Consider the following 20,434-nt stretch of genomic DNA (forward strand, 5'->3'; position numbering starts at 1 on the left):
GCCAAGATTTTGCAGGTCGATGGATGACGCCAGACACCTCGGTCGGCCCCCTCTCCCTCCGGGAGAGGGCTGGGGTGAGGGTAGGCTTTTGATTCCAGAAAGGAATCAGATCAACCCGCTCTCATCTTCATCAATCAGCTGGCTCAACCCGCCCAACGCCTCACGTGCCTGGTTACGATCCAGCAGTTTGGCCTGGGCCGCTGGCGGCAGGTCGGTGACGCGGATCACGCCTTTGCTGGTCAGCACTTGAATCAGGTCGTCGAGTACCCGAATCATTTCAAAGTCGCTCTGCTTGAGCTGTTTGAGGCTGTTTTCCACCGCAGCGTTGGCGAACCACGCCTGGATTTCATGGTTGTCGGCCGGCAGCGTTTCCGTGGCTTCGGCGTAAGCCGCCGCTTCCACGCGCGTCAACACACCTTGCGCATCGCGTTGCACGTAAAACATTGAGCATCCCTCAGAAATGAACCAGCGTCATGCTGTCAGCAGCATAGCCAACTGCGCGCGAGTATGCGGTGCGGCGACGCAATCGTCACCGTGACGATTGGCGTAAACGTGACGGCCGCCCCATCAGGGCGGCCGTTGTGTTCATGCATCAGCTGTTGTTGTGGTCGACCTTGATGGTCGGGTCGCTACCAGCAATCAGGTTATGAATGTTGGCACTCGACCAGTTGTTGCCTTCCAGTTTGATCGTCACGTCCGGCGTGGCCGCAGCCGCATCGCCCGAGTTGAACTTGCCTGCCGAGCTGACTTGCAGCGACGACGTGCCGTCGACCGTGGTGATCTTCAGGAAGTTGTCGATGGTGCTGCCGGTCTCGCCCTGCAGCAAATCGCGCAGGTCGATGCGGTCACCGTCGGCGGCCTTAAAGTCCTTGATCACATCGTTGCCGGTGTCGCCCGATTTCCAGACGAAGGTGTCGGCACCCGAACCACCAATAAGGATGTCGTTGCCCGAGCCGCCGATCAGTGTGTCGTTACCGGTACCGCCGAGCAGGATGTCATTGCCTTTGCCGCCATCGAGCGTGTCGTTACCGCCCGAGCCGAACAGGATGTCATTGCCCGCGCCACCCAACAGCGTGTCGTTGCCGTCATGCGCGCCGGACACATCGAACGCCTGATAGTGCTCGGTGATGTACTGGTGCACGTTGCTGGTAGTGACTTTGCTGACGTCGACCCCGGTTTCCTTGGCCACGAACGCCTGCATCGCCTGATAACCCTCGCCGGCAATGCCGTTGAAGCTCACCAGATCGCCGAACAGGATGTCATTGCCGTCGCCACCGTTGACCGTGTCGTTGCCCGGCAGGGTCGCTTCGGTGTGGCCGATGATCGAGTTGGCGAGATCCTTCGGATCGATGTTGGTTTGTGGCGTTTTGTCCGAGTCGTAAGGTTTCAGGTCATTAAGGCTGACACCGCTGTTGAGGCCGATGGCTTCAACGTTGGACAGACCGCTGAGCAGCGCGAAACTGCTGGTCGAGTTGTCGGTGGTGGTTGTGCTGGTGCTGCTGCCGCTGCCCGCCAGGTTCGACAACTCATAGGTGCCGTCGCCCTGAGCGTGAACGGTGCCCAGGCTGCTCCAGTTCCAGCTGCCGTTTTTGTACGTTTGCAGAACAGCAGCACCGGCGGCACTGATGCTCAGATAGTGCGTGCTGTCGATGTACGTGGCGAAGCTATCGCCCAGCTTGTAATTGCTGGTCGTCACCACACTGTCGAGCTTAACGCTGCCGTACAGCGTCGGGTTGGTCTGCTCGCCGCTCTGGTAATAGGTCGGCTGGCCGTCGGTGATGAAGTACGTGAGGTTCTTCGCCCCGGTGTTGGCCACAGCGTCAGCGCTTTGGAACCAGTTGGCCGTGGTTTTGAACACGTCCTCGTAGTTGGTACCGCCGCCGGACGCCATCGAGTCGAGTACGGCTTTGAGCTGCGTCAGCGCGTTCGGGTCGTTGAGGTTCACCGACACCGACTTGTTCACCTGGGTGTCGAAGTCAGCGAGGAAAATGTTCACCGTGCCCGAGTTGTTGCCGCCGAGGCTCTGCTTGAGGGTGTTGAACACCGACGTCAGCGAGTCCTTGGCCGCGCTGATCGACGAAGCGCTCATGCTGCCCGAGCTGTCGACCATGAACGCGATGTTGTAGTTGGTGCCCGGCACCACGGTCAGACCGCCGATGTCAGCGACCATGATGTCGTTGCCGTCGGTGCCGCTGAAGGTGTCATCGCCCGAGGTGCCGACGATGGCGTTATAGACCGCCGGTACCACGGTGACCGGAATGGTCGCGGTGGTGCTGGCCGAACCGCCCAGCGCTTCGGTCGAGGTCGACGTCACGGTCAGGTTGAACTGGCCGTTGTAGTAGGTCGGCGGGGTCACGGTCAGGGTGCCGAGGCTCCAGCCAGTGACGTTGGCGTCGCCACTGGTCGCGGTGACGGTGAAGCTGTGGCCCGCGCCGTCGGTGAGTACCGAGCCGACCGGTGCGCCGCTGATCTTCACGCTCAGGGTTTCCGAGCCGTCGGTGTCGGTCAGGCCCGTGGTCACGGCCGACAACTTGACGCTGGTGCCTTCGGCGCCGGTGTTGAGCTTGTAGCCGTCGTAATAGCCTTCGCCGTTGCTGCCATGCAGATCGGAAACGGTCACGCCGGAGTTCACCAGATCCTGCACGCCGGTGTAGATCGGCACGCCAGCGCTGCTCAGGTCGATCGCCGTGCCGCCGTTGACCGACAGGTTGACGTCATAGCTGCCCGGGCCGCTCTGGTTGTGGTGGTAGATGTCCAGGGTGTAGTAACCGCTGGTGGTCGGGGTGAACGAACCGTTGAGGTTGCCGCCCACGCCCCATGTGGTCGAGGCCACGGTTTTTCCGCCAATGGTCACCAACAGGCTGTCATCACCGATACCGGTGAAGGTGTAGCTCTTGCCGGCTTCCAGATAGATCAGGCCGGAAGTTTTCGATGCGGTACCGGCGGTCACGCTGCCGTCGGACTGCACGTTGGTCACGTTGGTGCTGGAGTTCGGTTTGCCGGCGGCGTCGATGACGTTTTTCAACGTCGTCGCATCGGCGCCGTTGCCGTTGGTGCCGAGGCCCGACAGGCCCGTCCAGACTTCCTTGATCAGCCCGGTGGACTTCACGCTGTTGTCGGCCACGCCCAGGGTCGGTGCATCAGCCACTGGCGTGATGTCGATCTTGATCGTGCCGGTGCTGCCTAGTAGTTGGCCGTCGGTTGGCTGGAATTGCAGTTGTGCGTAGTCAGCCTTCTGATCGCCAATGCCCGCAGCATTGCCGTTCGCGCCCGACTCGTTGGCATCCGGCATGAAGCGCAGCTTGCCCGCGTCGATGTCGGCCTTGCTGAAGGTCTGGTTGTTGGCGACGTCTTTCCACGTCGAACCGTCCAGATACTGCAGTTTGCCTTCGCCCGGCAGCTGGGTGATTTTCACCCCGAGGCTGCTGGCCGGGCTGTCGACGTCAGTCACACCGAAGGTCGACCAGCCGAGGATCAGCGGCGTGTCTTCCGTGCCGGTGACGTTGCTCGGTGCGGCGATCGGCGCATCGTTGACCGCCACCACGTTGACCGTGGTGGTCGCGGTGTTGGAGTAGTTGCCGCCATCGGTCACGGTGACGGTGATGATGCGCGGCACGGTGCTCGGGTCTTCACTGTTGTTGGTGAAGCTGATGTTCTTGATGGCCTGCATGTAGTCAGCCAGCGTCGCGTTACCCGACAAGGTCAGGGTCACGGTGCCGTTGGTGCTGTTGGCATTGATGCTGATGCCATTGACGCTGTTGCCCAGATTCAGCGCATCGCCGTCCTGACGGTTGGTCAGTACCACGGTGGCGCCGGTGAGCATGGTGCTGTCCGGGTCGGTGATCTTGATATCGGTGTCGGCAATCGACACGCCCGCGCCCGGGGTGTTTTCGGTGAAGGTCACCTTGTAGTCGGCACCGGTGGCGCCGCTGGAGTTGTTGGCATCCAGGTCGATGACCGGCGGCGCATCGTTGTCGATGATCGAGGTGCTGACGCTGCCGTTGGTGGCGCTGATCGCGAGGTTCTCGAAGTTGCCGCCCGTGGCCGAGTCGATCTTGACCACGAAGTTCTCGGTGCCTTCGGTGATCTTGTCATCGATGGTGGCGACGTTGAACTGCGCGCTGCTCGCACCTGCCGGGATCTTCACGGTGTACACACCGGTGAAGTCCGAACCGTCGGCGGCGGTACCGCTGTAGACGATTTTCAGGGTCACGTCGGTTTGCGCCGGGTGGTTCAGGCTGACCGTGTAGCTGGCGGTCTGGCCTTCGGTCACCGAGCTGCTGCCGGTGATGCTGACAGTAGTGGTGTCGATGGTGTCGGTGACGCTGGTCACGGCGGGTGTGTTGCTGGTCACCAGGTTTTCGAAGCTGCCACCGGTGGCGTTGCTGATTGTTGCCTGCACGGTGCCGGCGTCTTTGTAGACGTCGTCAGCCGGTGCAGGAACGGTCACGGTGCCGGTGGTTTTGCCGGCTTCGATGGTGATCACCGAGCCGTTGCTCAGGGTCACGGTCACTGGCGAGCCAGCGGCGTTGGTCAAGGTTGCGGTGTAGGTAATCTGGCCACCTTCGGCCACAGTGCCGGTCGCTGACAGCGACAGGTTGGTGGTGTCGACGGTGTCGGTCACGGTGGTGCTGACCGGGGTTTTGTCGGCGACCAGATTTTCGTAGTTACCGCCACTGACGTTAGTGATCGAGTTGGTCAACGGAGTGTGGCCAGTCAGCGCATCGTTCGGTGCGATGGTGGTCACGGTGCCGGTGGTTTTGCCGATGTCGATGGTGATGGTCTGACCGTTGGCCAGGGTGACCACGACAGGCGCGTTGGTTACCGCCGCACCGACTGTCGCGGTGTAGACGACGTTGCCACCTTCGGCCGCTGTCGCAGTGGCCGTCAGTTTCACGGTCGTGGTGTCGATGGTGTCGGTGACGCTGGTCACGGCTGGCGCAGTGCTGGTCACCAGATTTTCGAAACTGCCACCGGTGGCGGTTTTGATGGTTGCCTGCACGTTGCCGGCGTCTTTGTAGACGTCGTCAGCTGGAGCAGCCACGGTCACGGTGCCGGTGGTTTTGCCGGCTTCGATGGTGATCACCGAGCCGTTGCTCAGGGTCACGGTGACTGGCGAGCCAGCGGCGTTGGTCAGGGTTGCGGTGTAGGTGATTTGGCCACCTTCGGCCACGGTGCCGGTCGCGGACAGCGACAGGTTGGTGGTGTCGACGGTGTCAGTCACGGTGGTGCTGACCGGGGTTTTGTCGGCTACCAGATTTTCGTAGTTACCGCCGCTGACGTTGGTGATCGAGTTGGTCAGTGGGGTGTGGCCAGTCAACGCATCGTTCGGCGCAGTGGAGGTCACGGTGCCGGTGGTTTTGCCGATGTCGATGGTGATGGTCTGACCGTTGGCCAAAGTCACTACTACTGGCGAATTGGTAACCGGAGCACCGACAGTCGCGGTGTATACGACGTTGCCGCCTTCTGCAGCTGTCGCCGTTGCCGTCAACTTCACAGTGGTGGTGTCGATGGTATCGGTGACGCTGGTCACGGCTGGCGTCGTGCTCGGTACCAGACTTTCGAAGTTGCCACCGGTGGCGTTGCTGATGGTTGCCTGCACGGTGCCGGCGTCTTTATAGACGTCGTCCGCCGGAGCAGCGACGGTCACGGTGCCGGTGGTTTTCCCGGCTTCGATGTTGATCACAGCGCCGTTCGACAAAGTCACCGTCACTGGCGAGCCAGCGGCGTTGGTCAATGTCGCGGTGTAAACGATCGAGCCACCTTCGGCGACTGAGTTCGTAGCGCTGAGTGACAGGTTTGTCGTGTCGACGGTGTCGGTCACGGTGGTGCTGACCGGAGTTTTGTCGGCCACGAGGTTTTCGTAGTTGCCGCCGCTGACGTTGGTGATCGAGTTGGTCAATGGTGCATGGCCGGTCAGCACGTCGTTAGGTGCGGCGGTGGTTGCGGTGCCAGTGGTTTGACCTACAGCGATGGTGATCGTCTGACCGTTGGCCAAGGTCACGGTGACTGGTGAGCCGGTTACCGGAGCACCGACGGTTGCCGTGTAGACGACGTTGCCACCTTCGGCCGCTGTCGCGGTGGCCGTCAGTTTCACCGTGGTGGTGTCGATGGTGTCGGTGACGCTGGTCACGGCTGGCGCGGTGCTGGTTACCAGGTTTTCGAAACTGCCACCGGTGGCGGTTTTGATGGTGGCCTGCACGTTGCCGGCGTCTTTGTAGACGTCGTCAGCTGGAGCAGCGACGGTGACGGTGCCGGTGGTTTTGCCTGCGTCGATGGTGATCACCGAGCCGTTGCTCAGGGTCACGGTGACTGGCGAGCCAGCGGCGTTAGTCAATGTTGCGGTGTAGGTGATCTGGCCACCTTCGGCCACGGTGCCGGTCGCGGACAGCGACAGGTTAGTGGTGTCCACGGTGTCAGTCACGGTGGTGTTGACCGGCGTCTTGTCGGCGACGAGGTTTTCGTAGTTGCCGCCGCTGACGTTAGTGATCGCGTTGGTCAGTGGAGCATGACCGGTCAACACGTCGTTTGGTGCGGTGGTTGTTGCGGTGCCAGTGGTTTGACCCACAGCGATGGTGATGGTCTGACCGTTGGCCAGGGTCACGGTGACTGGCGAGCCGGTTACCGGAGCACCGACGGTTGCCGTGTAGACGACGTTGCCACCCTCGGCTGCGGTTGTAGTCGCAGTGAGTTTCACGGTGGTGGTGTCGATGGTATCGGTCACGCTGGTGATCGCTGGAGCAGTGCTTGGTACCAGGTTCTCGAAGTTGCCACCGGTGGCGCTGCTGATGGTTGCCTGCACAGTGCCGGCGTCTTTGTAGACGTCATCGGCTGGCGCTGGAACCGTCGCAGTGCCGGTGGTTTTACCGGCGTCGATGGTGATTACCGCACCGTTGGACAGCGTCACGGTGACAGGCGAGCCAGCGGCGTTAGTCAGGGTTGCGGTGTAGACAATCGAGCCACCTTCAGCGACCGAGTTGGTGGCGCTCAGCGTCAGGTTTGTCGTGTCGACGGTGTCGGTCACGGTGGTGCTGACTGGCGTCTTGTCGGCGACGAGGTTCTCGAAGTTGCCGCCGCTGACGTTGGTGATCGAGTTGGTCAGCGGTGCATGGCCAGTCAGTACGTCGTTTGGCGCAGTGGTGGTTGCAGTGCCAGTGGTCTGGCCCACGCCGATGGTGATGGTCTGACCGTTAGCCAGCGTTACGACCACAGGCGAATTGGTTACCGGAGCACCAACAGTGGCGGTGTAGACGACGTTGCCACCTTCGGCTGTGCTAGCGGTGGCCGTCAGCTTCACGGTCGTGGTGTCGATGGTGTCGGTCACGCTGGTTACGGCTGGCGCAGTGCTGGTCACCAGGTTTTCGAAACTGCCACCGGTGGCGGTTTTGATGGTTGCCTGCACGTTGCCGGCGTCTTTGTAGACGTCGTCAGCTGGAGCCGCGACGGTGACGGTGCCGGTGGTTTTGCCCGCTTCGATGTTGATGACTGCGCCGTTCGACAGGGTCACGGTCACTGGCGAGCCAGCGGCGTTGGTCAATGTCGCGGTGTAAACAATCGAGCCACCCTCGGCGACAGAGCCGGTCGCGGACAGCGACAAATTGGTGGTGTCGACAGTGTCAGTCACATTGGTCGAAACCGGAGTTTTGTCGGCCACGAGATTTTCGTAGTTGCCGCCGGTTACGCCAGTGATCGCGTTGGTCAGCGGAGCATGGCCAGTCAGCGCATCGTTCGGTGCGGTGAAGATCACAGTTCCGGTGGTTTTGCCGACTTCGATGGTGATGCTCTGGCCGTTGGACAGGCTTACGGTGACCGGCGAACCAGTAACCGGAGCGCCGACGGTGGCGGTATAGGTGACGTTGCCGCCTTCAGCGACCGAAGTATCGGCCGTCAGTTTGACGGTCGAGGTGTCGATGGTGTCAGTCACTTCGGTAACAGCTGGAACAGTGCTCGGTACCAGTTTTTCGAAGTCGCCGCCGGTTGCGGCAGAAATGGTTGCTTCGACTTTGCCGGCGTCTTTGTAAACGTCATCGGCAGGTGCAGCGACGGTCACATTGCCCGAAGTTTTGCCCGCTTCAATGGTGATCACGGCGCCGTTCGACAGAGTCACGGTGACTGGCGAGCCAGCGGCGTTGGTCAGAGTCGCGGTGTAAACAATCGAACCGCCTTCAGCCACAGAACCGATCGCGCTCAGCGACAGGTTAGTAGTGTCGACGGTGTCGGTAACGTTGGTCGAAACCGGAGTTTTATCAGCAACGAGATTCTCGTAGTTGCCGCCAGTCACGCCGGTAATCGAGTTGGTGATCGGCGCGTGGCCGGTCAACGCATCGTTTGGCGCAATGAAGATCACGGTGCCAGTGGTTTTACCCACTTCAATCGTGATGTTCTGACCGTTGGCCAGGGTGACGACGACAGGCGAACCGGTCACTGGCGCACCAACAGTCGCGGTGTAGGTGACGGTGCCACCCTCGGCCGCTGTTTCGGAGGCGCTGAGTTTCACGGTCGAAGTGTCGATCGTGTCAGTCACTTCGGTAACAGCTGGAACAGTGCTCGGTACCAGTTTTTCGAAGTCGCCACCGGTTGCGGTAGAAATGGTCGCTTCGACTTTTCCTGCGTCTTTGTAAACGTCATCGGCAGGTGCAGCGACGGTCACGTTGCCCGAAGTTTTGCCCGCTTCAATGGTGATCACGGCGCCGTTCGACAGGGTCACGGTGACTGGCGAGCCAGCAGCGTTGGTCAATGTCGCGGTGTAAACAATCGAGCCACCTTCAGCCACGGAGCCAGTCGCGGACAGCGACAGGTTAGTGGTGTCGACGGTGTCGGTAACGTTGGTCGAAACCGGCGTCTTATCAGCCACCAGGTTCTCGTAGTTGCCGCCAGTCACGCCGGTAATCGAGTTGGTAATCGGCGCATGACCGGTCAGCGCATCGTTCGGTGCGGTGAAGGTCACGGTGCCAGTAGTTTTGCCCACTTCAATCGTGATGTTCTGGCCGTTGGCCAAGGTCACCACAACCGGCGAACCGGTTACTGGCGCGCCAACAGTAGCGGTGTAAATAACCGCACCACCTTCAGCAGCGGACTCGGTCGCGGTGAGTTTCACGGTCGAGGTGTCGATGGTGTCAGTCACTTCGGTAACGGCTGGAACAGTGCTCGGTACCAGTTTTTCGAAGTCACCACCGGTTGCGGCAGAAATGGTTGCTTCAACTTTGCCGGCGTCTTTGTAGACGTCATCGGCTGGCGCAGCGACGGTGACGTTGCCCGACGTTTTACCGGCTTCGATGGTGATCACGGCGCCGTTCGAGAGAGTCACTGTGACTGGCGAGCCAGCAGCGTTAGTCAGTGTCGCGGTGTAAACAATCGAGCCACCTTCAGCCACGGAGCCAGTCGCGGACAGCGACAGGTTAGTGGTGTCGACGGTATCAGTAACATTGGTCGAAACCGGTGTCTTGTCAGCCACCAGATTTTCGTAGTTGCCGCCAGAAACGTCGGTGATCGCATTGGTCAGCGCAGCATGGCCAGTCAGTGCGTCATTCGGCGCAGTAGTGGTCACGGTGCCGGTGGTTTTACCCACTTCAATCGTAATGTTCTGGCCGTTGGCCAAGGTCACCACAACCGGCGAACCGGTCACTGGCGCACCAACAGTCGCGGTGTAGGTGACGGTGCCACCCTCGGCCGCTGTTTCGGAAGCGCTGAGTTTGACGGTCGAGGTGTCGATGGTGTCGGTTACTTCGGTAATGGCTGGAGCAGTGCTCGGTACCAGATTTTCGAAGTTGCCACCGGTAGCAGTCGAAATCGTCGCTTCAACTTTACCGGCGTCCTTGTAGACGTCATCGGCTGGCGCTGGAACAGACACGGTGCCGGAAGTTTTGCCCGCTTCGATGGTGATTACAGCACCGTTCGACAGGGTCACGGTGACTGGCGAGCCAGCAGCGTTGGTCAGTGTCGCGGTGTAGATGATCGAACCACCTTCAGCCACGGAGCCAGTCGCGGACAGCGACAGGTTTGTGGTGTCGACGGTGTCGGTGACGTTGGTCGAAACCGGGGTTTTGTCGGCGACGAGGTTTTCGTAGTTGCCGCCAGTGACACCAGTAATCGCATTGGTAATCGGCGCATGACCGGTCAACGCATCGTTTGGCGCGGTGAAGGTCACGGTGCCAGTGGTTTTGCCCACTTCAATCGTGATGTTCTGACCATTGGCCAGAGTCACGACAACCGGCGAACCAGTTACTGGCGCGCCGACAGTCGCGGTGTAGGTGACGGTGCCACCCTCGGCCGCTGTTTCGGAGGCGCTGAGTTTCACGGTCGAAGTGTCGATGGTGTCGGTCACTTCTGTAACAGCTGGAACAGTGCTCGGTACCAGTTTTTCGAAGTCGCCACCGGTTGCGGCAGAAATGGTTGCTTCGACTTTGCCAGCATCTTTGTAGACGTCATCGGCAGGCGCAGCGACGGTCACGTTACCGCTGGTTTTGCCAGCCTCGATAGTGATCACGGCACCGTTCGACAGGGTCACCGTCACTGGCGAGCCAGCGGCGTTGGTCAATGTCGCGGTGTAAACGATCGAGCCACCTTCAGCCACCGAGCCAGTCGCGGACAACGACAGGTTAGTGGTGTCGACGGTATCAGTCACATTGGTCGAAACCGGTGTCTTGTCAGCCACCAGATTTTCGTAGTTGCCGCCAGAAACGTCGGTAATCGCATTGGTCAGCGCAGCATGGCCAGTCAGTGCGTCATTCGGCGCAGTGGTGGTCACGGTGCCTGTGGTTTTGCCCACTTCAATCGTGATGTTCTGGCCGTTGGCCAGAGTGACGACGACAGGCGAACCGGTCACTGGCGCACCCACAGTCGCGGTGTAAGTGACGTTGCCACCCTCAGCCGCCGACTCGGTCGCGGTCAGTTTGACGGTGGTGGTGTCGATAGTGTCGGTGATGTTGGTCACGGCCGGAACGGTGCTCGGCACCAGATTCTCGAAGTTGCCGCCCGTCGCGGTCGAGATAGTGGCTTCGACTTTGCCAGCGTCCTTGTAAACGTCATCCGCCGGAGCAGCAACGGTCACGGTGCCGCTGGTTTTGCCTGCTTCGATGGTGATCACTGCGCCGTTCGACAGGGTCACTGTCACCGGAGTACCGGCGGCGTTGGTCAGGGTCGCGGTGTAAACGATCGAACCACCTTCAGCCACCGAGTCGGTCGCGCTCAGGTTCAGGTTGGTGGTGTCGTTGGTGTCCGAAACCGCGGTGTCGGCGGACTTGCCGTCGACCGCGAGTTTTTCGTAGTTGCCGCCAGTGGCGCCATCGATGGTCACGCTCAGCGAGCTGCCGCCGGCCAATGGGCTGTTCGGCGCAACGTAGTTCACCGTGCCGGTGGTTTCACCGACGGCGATGGTGATGGTCTGGCCGTTGGACAGGTTCACGACAACCGGCGAGCCAGTTACGGGCGCGGTTACGGTAGCGGTGTAGACCACGGTTTCGCCTTCGGCGACGTTGGCGGTGGCGGTCAGCGACACGGTGGAGGTGTCGATGGTGTCATTGACGGTGGTGACGGCCGGGGCGGTGCTGGTGACGAGGTTTTCGAAATCGCCACCGGTTGCGCCTTTGATGGTCGCTTCAACGGTGCCGGCGTCTTTGTAGACGTCATCTTTCGGCGCGTCGACGGTCACGGTGCCCGTGGTTTTGCCAGCGTCGATGGTGATCACCGAGCCGTTGCTCAGGGTCACGGTTACCGGGCTGCCAGCAGCGTTGGTCAGGGTCGCGGTGTAAGTGATCTGGCCGCCTTCATCCACAGAACCGGTGGCGCTGAGCGACAGGTTGGTGGTGTCGGTGGTGTCGGTCACGGTGGTGCTGACCGGGGTTTTGTCGGCAACGAGATTTTCGTAGTTGCCGCCGGAAACGTTGGTGATCGAGTTGGTCAGCGGAGCATGACCGGTCAACGCATCGTTCGGCGCGGTAGTGCTCACGGTGCCGGTGGTTTTACCCACTTCGATGGTGATGTTCTGACCATTGGCCAGGGTCACGACAACCGGCGAACCGGTGACTGGCGCGCCGACGGTCGCGGTGTAGGTGACGGTGCCACCTTCAGCAGCGGTCTCGGTAGCGGTCAGTTTGACGGTCGAGGTGTCGATGGTGTCAGTGACGTCAGTCACGGCTGGCGTGGTGCTCGGAACGAGGTTCTCGAAGTTACCGCCCGTGGCGTCCTTGATGGTCACTTCGACTTTGCCGGCGTCTTTGTAGACGTCATCGGCTGGCGCTGCAACGGTCACGGTGCCCGTGGTTTTGCCCGCTTCGATGGTGATGGTCGAACCGTTCGACAGGGTCACTGTCACCGGCGTGCCGGCCGGGTTGGTCAGCGTCGCGGTGTAAACAATCGAACCGCCCTCGGCGACGGTGCCGGTCGCGCTCAGCGTCAGATCGGTGGTGTCGACGGTGTCGGTGACGGTGGTCGAAACCGGGGTTTTGTCGGCGACCAGATTCTCGTAGTTGCCGCCGCTCACGTCAGTGATCGCGTTGGTCAGCGGCGTGTGGCCGTTCAGCGCGTCGTTCGGCGCGGTAGTGCTCACGGTGCCGGTGGTTTTGCCGACTTCGATAGTGATGTTCTGGCCGTTAGCCAGGGTCACGACGACAGGCGAACCGGTGACTGGCGCGCCGACAGTCGCGGTGTAGGTGACGGTGCCACCTTCAGCAGCAGACTCGGTGGCGGTCAGTTTGACGGTCGAGGTGTCGATGGTGTCGGTGACTTCGGTCACGGCTGGGGTGGTGCTCGGAACGAGGTTCTCGAAGTTACCGCCGGTGGCGTCCTTGATGGTCACTTCAACTTTGCCGGCGTCTTTGTAGACATCATCGGCTGGCGCTGCAACGGTCACGGTGCCGGTGGTTTTACCGGCCTCGATGGTGATTACCGAACCGTTCGACAGGGTCACGGTGACAGGCGAGCCCGCAGCGTTGGTCAGGGTCGCGGTGTAGATGATCGAACCACCCTCGGCCACGGAACCGGTGGCGCTGAGCGACAGGTTGGTGGTGTCGGTGGTGTCGGTCACGGTGGTGGTGATCGGGGTTTTGTCGGCGACCAGATTTTCGTAGTTGCCGCCGGTCACGCCGGTGATCGAGTTGGTCAGCGGAGCCTGACCGGTCAGCGCATCGTTCGGTGCGGTGAAGGTCACGGTGCCGTTGGTTTTGCCGACTTCGATGGTGATGCTTTGGCCGTTGGCCAGGGTCACCACGACGGGCGAACCGGTGACCGGCGCGCCGACAGTGGCGGTGTAAGTGACGGTGCCGCCTTCAGCCACGGTGGTGTCGGCCGTCAGTTTTACGGTCGAGGTGTCGATGGTGTCAGTGACGTCGGTCACGGCTGGCGTGGTGCTCGGCACCAGGTTCTCGAAGTTGCCGCCGGTGGCGTCCTTGATAGTCACTTCGACTTTGCCGGCGTCTTTGTAGACGTCATCGGCTGGCGCGGCAACGGTCACGGAACCGGTGGTTTTGCCCGCTTCGATGGTGATGGTCGAACCGTTCGACAAGTTCACGGTGACTGGCGTGCCAGCCGGGTTGGTCAGCGTCGCGGTGTAAACAATCGAACCACCCTCAGCCACGGTGCCGGTCGCGCTCAGCGACAGGTTGGTGGTGTCGACGGTGTCGGTCACCGACGTTACGGCCGGGGTTTTGTCTGCGACGAGATTTTCGTAGTTGCCGCCGCTGGTGCCGTCGATTTTCACGCTCAGCGTGTTGCCGCCGGCCAGTGCATCGTTCGGTGCGGTGAAGTTGACGCTGCCGCTGCTGGCGCCGACCGGAATGGTGATGGTCTGGCCGTTGGACAGGGTCACGACAACCGGCGCGCCGGTGACCGGAGCGGTCACGGACGCGGTGTAAACCACCACGCCGCCTTCAACGGTGGCGGCGGTGGCGGTCAGCGAAACGGTGCTGTTGTCGATGGTGTCGGTCACGTCGGTGACGGCCGGAGTCTTGTCGACTACCAGGTTCTCGAAGTTACCGCCGGTGGTCTTGGTGATGCTCGCGTCGACTTTGCCGGCGTCCTTGTAGACGTCATCGCCCGGTGCGGCGACGGTGGCAGTGCCAGAGGTCGCGCCTTTGGCGATGTTGATCACCGCGCCGTTGCTCAGGGTCACGGTCATGGCCGTGCCGGCCGCGTTGGTCAGGCTTGCGGTATAGACGATCGAGCCGCCCTCGGCGACCGAACCGGTGGCGCTCAGGCTGATATTGGTGGCGTCGACGGTGTCGGTGACGGTGGTGACCACCGCCGAACGGTTGGCATCAACCTGCTCGAAGTTGCCGCCGCTGTGGCTGGCAATCGCGGTCTGTACTTTGCCGCCGTCAATGTACGGGGTGTTGGCAGGCGCGGCGAAATTCACCGAACCGCTGGTCGCACCGGCAGCAATGTTGATCACTGCGCCGTTGGCCAGGGTCACGGTCATCGCGGTGCCGGCCGGATTGCTCAGGGTCGCGGTGTAGGTGATCTGGCCACCTTCGCTGACGGTGTCGCTGGCGCTGAGGGTCAGCGTGGTTTTGTCGACGGTGTCATTGACGGTGGTGCTGACCGGGGTCTTGCTGACGTCGAGTTTTTCGAAGTTGCCGCCGGTTGCGTCGGTCATGGTCACGGTGAGCTTGCTGACGTCTTTGTAAACGTCATCGCTCGGCGCCGCGATGGTCACCGAACCGCTGGTTTTGCCAGCCTCGATGGTGATGGTCTGGCCGTTGCTCAGGTTGACGGTCACCGGCGTTTGCGCGGCGTTGGTCAGGGTCGCGGTGTAGGTGATCGAGGTGCCTTCGAGCACATAGCTTTCAGCGCTGAGGGTCAGGTGCGTGGTGTTGATGGTGTCGGCGACGTTGGTCACCGCTGGCGTCGGATTGGCCACCAGGTTTTCGAAATTGCCGCCGTCGGTGCCCTTGATGGTCACTTCGACTTTGCCGGCGTCTTTGTAGACGTCATCGGCAGGCGCAGGAACGGTCACGGTGCCGGTGGTCTTGCCGGCGTCGATGGTGATGGTCGAACCGTTGCTCAGGGTCACGGTCACCGGGGTGCCGGCCGGGTTGGTCAGCGTCGCGGTGTAGACGATCTGCCCGCCTTCGTTGACGTTGCCGGTGGCGGTCAGCGAAACGGTGGTGGTGTCGACGGTGTCGGTCACGGTGGTGCTGACCGGGGTTTTGTCGGCGACCAGATTTTCGTAGTTGCCGCCGCTGACATTGGTGATCGAGTTGGTCAGCGGTGCGTGACCGGCCAACACGTCGTTCGGTGCGGTGGTCGACACGGTGCCGGTGGTTTGGCCGACAGCGATGGTGATGCTTTGGCCGTTAGCCAGGGTGACTACGACTGGCGAGCCGGTCACTGGGGCGCCAACAGTGGCGGTGTAGGTGACGGTGCCGCCTTCAGCCGCAGTCTCGGTGGCGGTCAGTTTCACCGTCGAAGTGTCGATGGTATCAGTGACGTCGGTCACGGCTGCAACGGTGCTTGGCACCAGGTTCTCGAAGTCGCCGCCAGTGGCTTCCTTGATGGTCACTTCGACTTTGCCGGCGTCTTTATAGACGTCATCGGCAGGCGCAGCGACGGTCACGGTGCCGGTGGTTTTGCCAGCGTCGATGGTGATTACCGAGCCGTTGCTCAGGGTCACGGTGACTGGCGAGCCTGCTGCGTTGGTCAGGGTCGCGGTGTAAACGATCGAACCGCCTTCAGCCACGGTACCGGTGGCGCTGAGCGTCAGGTTGGTGGTGTCAGTGGTGTCGGTCACGGTGGTGCTGACCGGGGTTTTGTCAGCGACCAGATTTTCGTAGTTGCCGCCGCTGACTTCGGTGATCGAGTTGGTCAGAGGCGCGTGACCGGTCAACGCATCGTTCGGTGCGATGGCGGTCGCGGTGCCGGTGGTCTGGCCGACGGCGATGGTGATGGTCTGACCGTTGGCCAGGGTCACGATGACCGGCGAACCGGTGACTGGCGCGCCGACGGTCGCGGTGTAAGTGACGGTGCCACCTTCAGCAGCGGTCTCGGTCGCGGTCAGTTTCACCGTCGAGGTGTCGAGGGTGTCGGTCACGTCGGTGACGGCTGGCGTGGTGCTCGGAACGAGGTTCTCGAAGTCGCCGCCGGTGGCGTCCTTGATGCTCACTTCGACTTTGCCGGCGTCTTTGTAGACGTCATCGGCAGGGGCCGCAACGGTCACGGTGCCGGTGGTTTTACCAGCCTCGATGGTGATCACGGCGCCGTTCGACAAGGTTACGGTGACGGGCGAGCCGGCAGCGTTGGTCAGGGTCGCGGTGTAAACGATCGAACCGCCTTCAGCCACGGTACCGGTGGCGCTGAGGGACAGATTGGTGGTGTCGGTGGTGTCGGTGACGGTGGTGCTGACCGGAGTTTTGTCAGCCACCAGATTTTCGTAGTTACCGCCGGACACCTCAGTGATCGACGTGGTCAGCGGCGCATGGCCGGTCAGCGCATCGTTCGGTGCAGTGGCGGTTACGGTGCCGGTGGTCTGGCCGACCGCGATGGTGATGGTTTGGCCATTGGCCAAGGTCACGACGACAGGCGAACCGGTGACCGGCGCGCCAACGGTAGCGGTGTAGGTGACGGTGCCGCCTTCAGCCACGGTGGTGTCAGCGGTCAGTTTGACGGTCGACGTGTCGAGGGTGTCGGTCACTTCGGTGACAGCTGGAACGGTGCTTGGCACCAGATTCTCGAAGTTGCCGCCAGTGGCGTTGTCGATGCTGACTTCGACTTTGCCGGCGTCTTTATAGACGTCATCGGCAGGCGCAGCGACGGTCACGGTGCCAGTGGTTTTGCCCGCTTCGATGGTGATCACCGAGCCGTTTGACAGGGTCACGGTCACCGGCGTGCCGGCCGGGTTGGTCAGGGTTGCGGTGTAAACGATCGAACCGCCTTCAGCCACAGAACCGGTGGCGCTGAGCGACAGGTTGGTGGTGTCGGCAACATCGGTGACGTTAGTGGAAACCGGAGTTTTGTCGGCGACCAGATTTTCGTAATTGCCACCGCTGACATTGGTGATCGAGTTGCTCAGCGGCGCGTTGCCGGCCAGCGCGTCGTTCGGCGCGGTGGTGGTCACGGTGCCGGTGGTTTGGCCGACCGCGATGGTGATGTTTTGGCCGTTGGCCAAGGTCACGACAACCGGAGAGCCGGTGACTGGCGCGCCAACGGTTGCGGTGTAAGTGACGGTGCCGCCTTCAGCCACCGAGGTGTCAGCCGTCAATTTCACGGTCGAGGTGTCGACGGTGTCGGTCACTTCGGTGACGGCCGGAACGGTGCTCGGCACCAGGTTCTCGAAATTGCCGCCAGTGACGTTATTGATGCTGACTTCGACTTGGCCGGCGTCTTTATAGACGTCATCCGCCGGTGCCGCGACGGTCACGGTGCCGGTGGTTTTGCCGGCGTCGATGGTGATCACCGAGCCGTTGCTCAGGGTCACGGTGACTGGCGTGCCGGCCGGATTGGTCAAGGTTGCGGTGTAAACGATCGAACCGCCTTCAGCAACGGTGCCGGTCGCGGACAGCGACAGATTGGTGGTGTCGATCGAATCGGTAATCGTGGTGGTCGCTGGCGTGGTGTTCGGCACCAGGTTTTCGAAGTTGCCGCCGGTTGCGCCGGTAATCGTGGTGCTGACCGTGCTGCCATTGTTGTAGACGTCGTTGGCCGCTGTCGGCACGTTGACGCTGCCGGTGGTTTTGCCGGCTTCAATGGTGATGGTCGAACCGTTCGACAGGGTGATCGTCACCGGCGTTTGCGCGGCGTTGGTCAGGGTCGCGGTGTAGGTGATCTGGCCACCTTCAACGACGGTGCCGGTGGCGGTGAGGCTGACGTTGGTGGTGTCGACCGAATCAGTGATGGTGGTTACTGCTGGCGTCGGGTTTGGCACCAGATTTTCGAAGTTGCCGCCGGTTGCACTGGTGATGGTGGTAGTTACGGTGCTGCCATTGTTGTAGACGTCGTTGGCCGGGGTCGGCACGTTGACGACGCCCGTGGTCTGGCCGGCTTCGATGGTAATGGTCGAGCCGTTCGACAGGGTGACGGTTACCGGCGTCTGCGCCGGGTTGGTCAGGGTCGCGGTGTAGGTGATCTGTCCGCCTTCGGTGACGCTCGAGCCAGCGGTCAGGGTGACCGTGGTGGTGTCGATCGAATCGGTGATGGTGGTCACTGCCGGCGTCGGGTTCGGCACCAGATTTTCGAAGTTGCCGCCGGTTGCACCAGTAATCGTGGTGCTGACAGTGCTGCCATTGTTGTAGACGTCATTGGCCGCTGTCGGCACGTTGACGACGCCCGTGGTCTGGCCGGCTTCGATGGTGATCGTCGAGCCGTTCGACAGAGTGACGGTGACCGGGGTTTGCGCCGGGTTGGTCAGGGTCGCGGTGTAGGTGATCTGACCGCCTTCGGTGACGGTCGAGCCAGCGGTCAGGGTGACCGTGGTGGTGTCGATCGAATCGGTGATGGTGGTTACTGCTGGCGTCGGATTCGGCACCAGATTTTCGAAGTTGCCACCGGTGGCACCAGTGATTGTGGTGGTGACGGTGCTGCCGTTGTTGTAGACGTCATTGGCCGCTGTCGGCACGTTGACGACGCCCGTGGTCTGGCCGGCTTCGATGGTGATGGTCGAGCCGTTCGACAGAGTGACGGTCACCGGGGTCTGCGCCGGGTTGGTCAGGGTCGCGGTGTAAGTGATCTGGCCGCCTTCAGTGACGGTCGAGCCAGCAGTCAGCGTGACCGTGGTGGTGTCCACCGAATCAGTAATGGTGGTGGTCGCCGGCGTCGGGTTCGGCACCAGATTTTCGAAGTTGCCACCGGTGGTGCCGGTAATCGTGGTGCTGACAGTGCTGCCGTTGTTGTAGACGTCATTCGCCGGGGTCGGCACGTTGACGACGCCCGTGGTCTGGCCGGCTTCGATGGTGATCGTCGAGCCGTTCGACAGGGTGACGGTGACCGGGGTTTGCGCCGGGTTGGTCAGGGTCGCGGTGTAAGTGATCTGACCGCCTTCGGTGACGGTCGAGCCAGCGGTCAGAGTGACCGTGGTGGTGTCCACCGAATCGGTAATGGTGGTGGTCGCTGGCGTCGGGTTCGGCACCAGATTTTCGAAGTTGCCACCGGTGGCACCAGTGATGGTCGTGGTGACGGTGCTGCCATTGTTATAGACGTCGTTCGGCGGCGTTGGCACGTTGACGGTGCCGGTGGTCTGGCCCGCGCCAATGGTGATGGTCGAGCCGTTCGACAGGGTGACGGTCACCGGGGTTTGCGCCGGGTTGGTCAGGGTCGCGGTGTAGGTGATCTGGCCGCCTTCGGTGACATTCGTGCCCGCCGTCAAAGTGACGGTGGTGGTGTCGATGGTGTCGGTGACCTGGGTCGTGGCCGGGACGGTTGGCGGGGTCACGTTGATGCCGTTGCCGCCGGTGGTGCCGGTGACGGTCACGTCGATCTGGGTCGAGTCGTTATAAACAGTGTCGTTCGGCGCCAGCGGTACGTTGACGGTGCCCGTGGTCGAACCGGCCGGAACCACAATCACCGCGCCGTTGGACAAGGTGATGGTCAGGTCGGTCAGCGGCGCCTGGGTCAGGGTCGCGGTGTACACCAGCACGCCACCGGCTTCGGTGATGGTCGGTGTGGCGCTGACGCTAAGAGTCGAATCGCGCAAAGCATTCGTGGTGGTGTCGGTGGTCTGCCCGCCGGTGATGTCTTGCGTGGTCTGACCGGCAGCGTTGATGCCTGCGGTCGGGAAGCCAATCGTCGGGTCAACGCGGCCAGCGGTGGCGTCGAGCATCACGAAACTGTGGCCACCACCGGCAGCACCGCCAGTGCCTGCGGCGCTTGGGCCGGCAGCGGTAGCGTCGAGGGCGGTCGTCGGGTCGACACCGGCGGCGATGGCTTGCTGCAATTCTTCTACAGAAGGCGCTGCCTGCGCGGTGGCTTCGGCCAGGTCAGTGCTGGAGTCGGGCGCGTTGGCGCTCCACTGCGTTTCGCGACCGAGGTCGAGGGTGCGGCCATCTGCCAATTCAAGCGACACGGCGCCGGAGAGGCCGGTGTCGATCTGGTCGCCGACAAACAGGCGATCGCCTTCAACGAGTACGCGACGCACGCCCTCTGGTGACACCACGAATACCTGACCAACAATGCTTTTGACGATGGCAACAACACTGCTCATTGAAGACTCTCCGGGTGTCACGTTCAGTTGACTTCCATGGACCTGATGGCATGGGCGCCGATTCAGTCTGGACGTACTTTTAAATTTTGCGTAGCAAGTTTGACGCGTCTAATCGTCAATAATTTGGCTAGATTCTTTCGCTATTAACTTTATGCCAAACTATTGACCTTCTGGGTGCCATCCTAAACAATCGCCCCAGTAATGTCACATTGATATTTCCGCGGCGACCCGTCCTTCAGCGTGTGATCCAGTTCCTGTTTTGAACTTTCCGACATACGGTCAATCTGGTTGCCATCATCCGACGCAGCG

General features: G+C 61.6%; 2 protein-coding genes. Both read right to left on the minus strand.

Annotation, left to right across the window (positions count from 1 at the left end):
* Positions 1-105 precede the first annotated feature (105 nt).
* Positions 106-444, minus strand: a complete 339-nt coding sequence (locus ACIP66_RS05115) for a hypothetical protein (RefSeq protein ID WP_053116431.1) — start codon at positions 442-444, stop codon at positions 106-108.
* A 148-nt stretch (positions 445-592) separates the two neighbouring features.
* The gene (locus ACIP66_RS05120) at positions 593-20,125 is read right to left on the minus strand and encodes an immunoglobulin-like domain-containing protein (RefSeq protein WP_400646006.1); all 19,533 of its coding nucleotides are present in this window, start codon (positions 20,123-20,125) and stop codon (positions 593-595) included.
* Positions 20,126-20,434: the final 309 nt, after the last annotated feature.

This window comes from Pseudomonas sp. NPDC088429, assembly GCF_044753305.1.
In the GTDB taxonomy this organism is placed as follows: Bacteria; Pseudomonadota; Gammaproteobacteria; order Pseudomonadales; family Pseudomonadaceae; genus Aquipseudomonas; species Aquipseudomonas rustica.

Excerpts from the sequence above, each read along its gene's own strand:
- ACIP66_RS05115 (WP_053116431.1), bottom strand. The coding sequence starts at position 444 with ATGTTTTACGTGCAACGCGATGCGCAAGGTGTGTTGACGCGCGTGGAA.
- ACIP66_RS05120 (WP_400646006.1), bottom strand. The coding sequence starts at position 20,125 with ATGAGCAGTGTTGTTGCCATCGTCAAAAGCATTGTTGGTCAGGTATTC.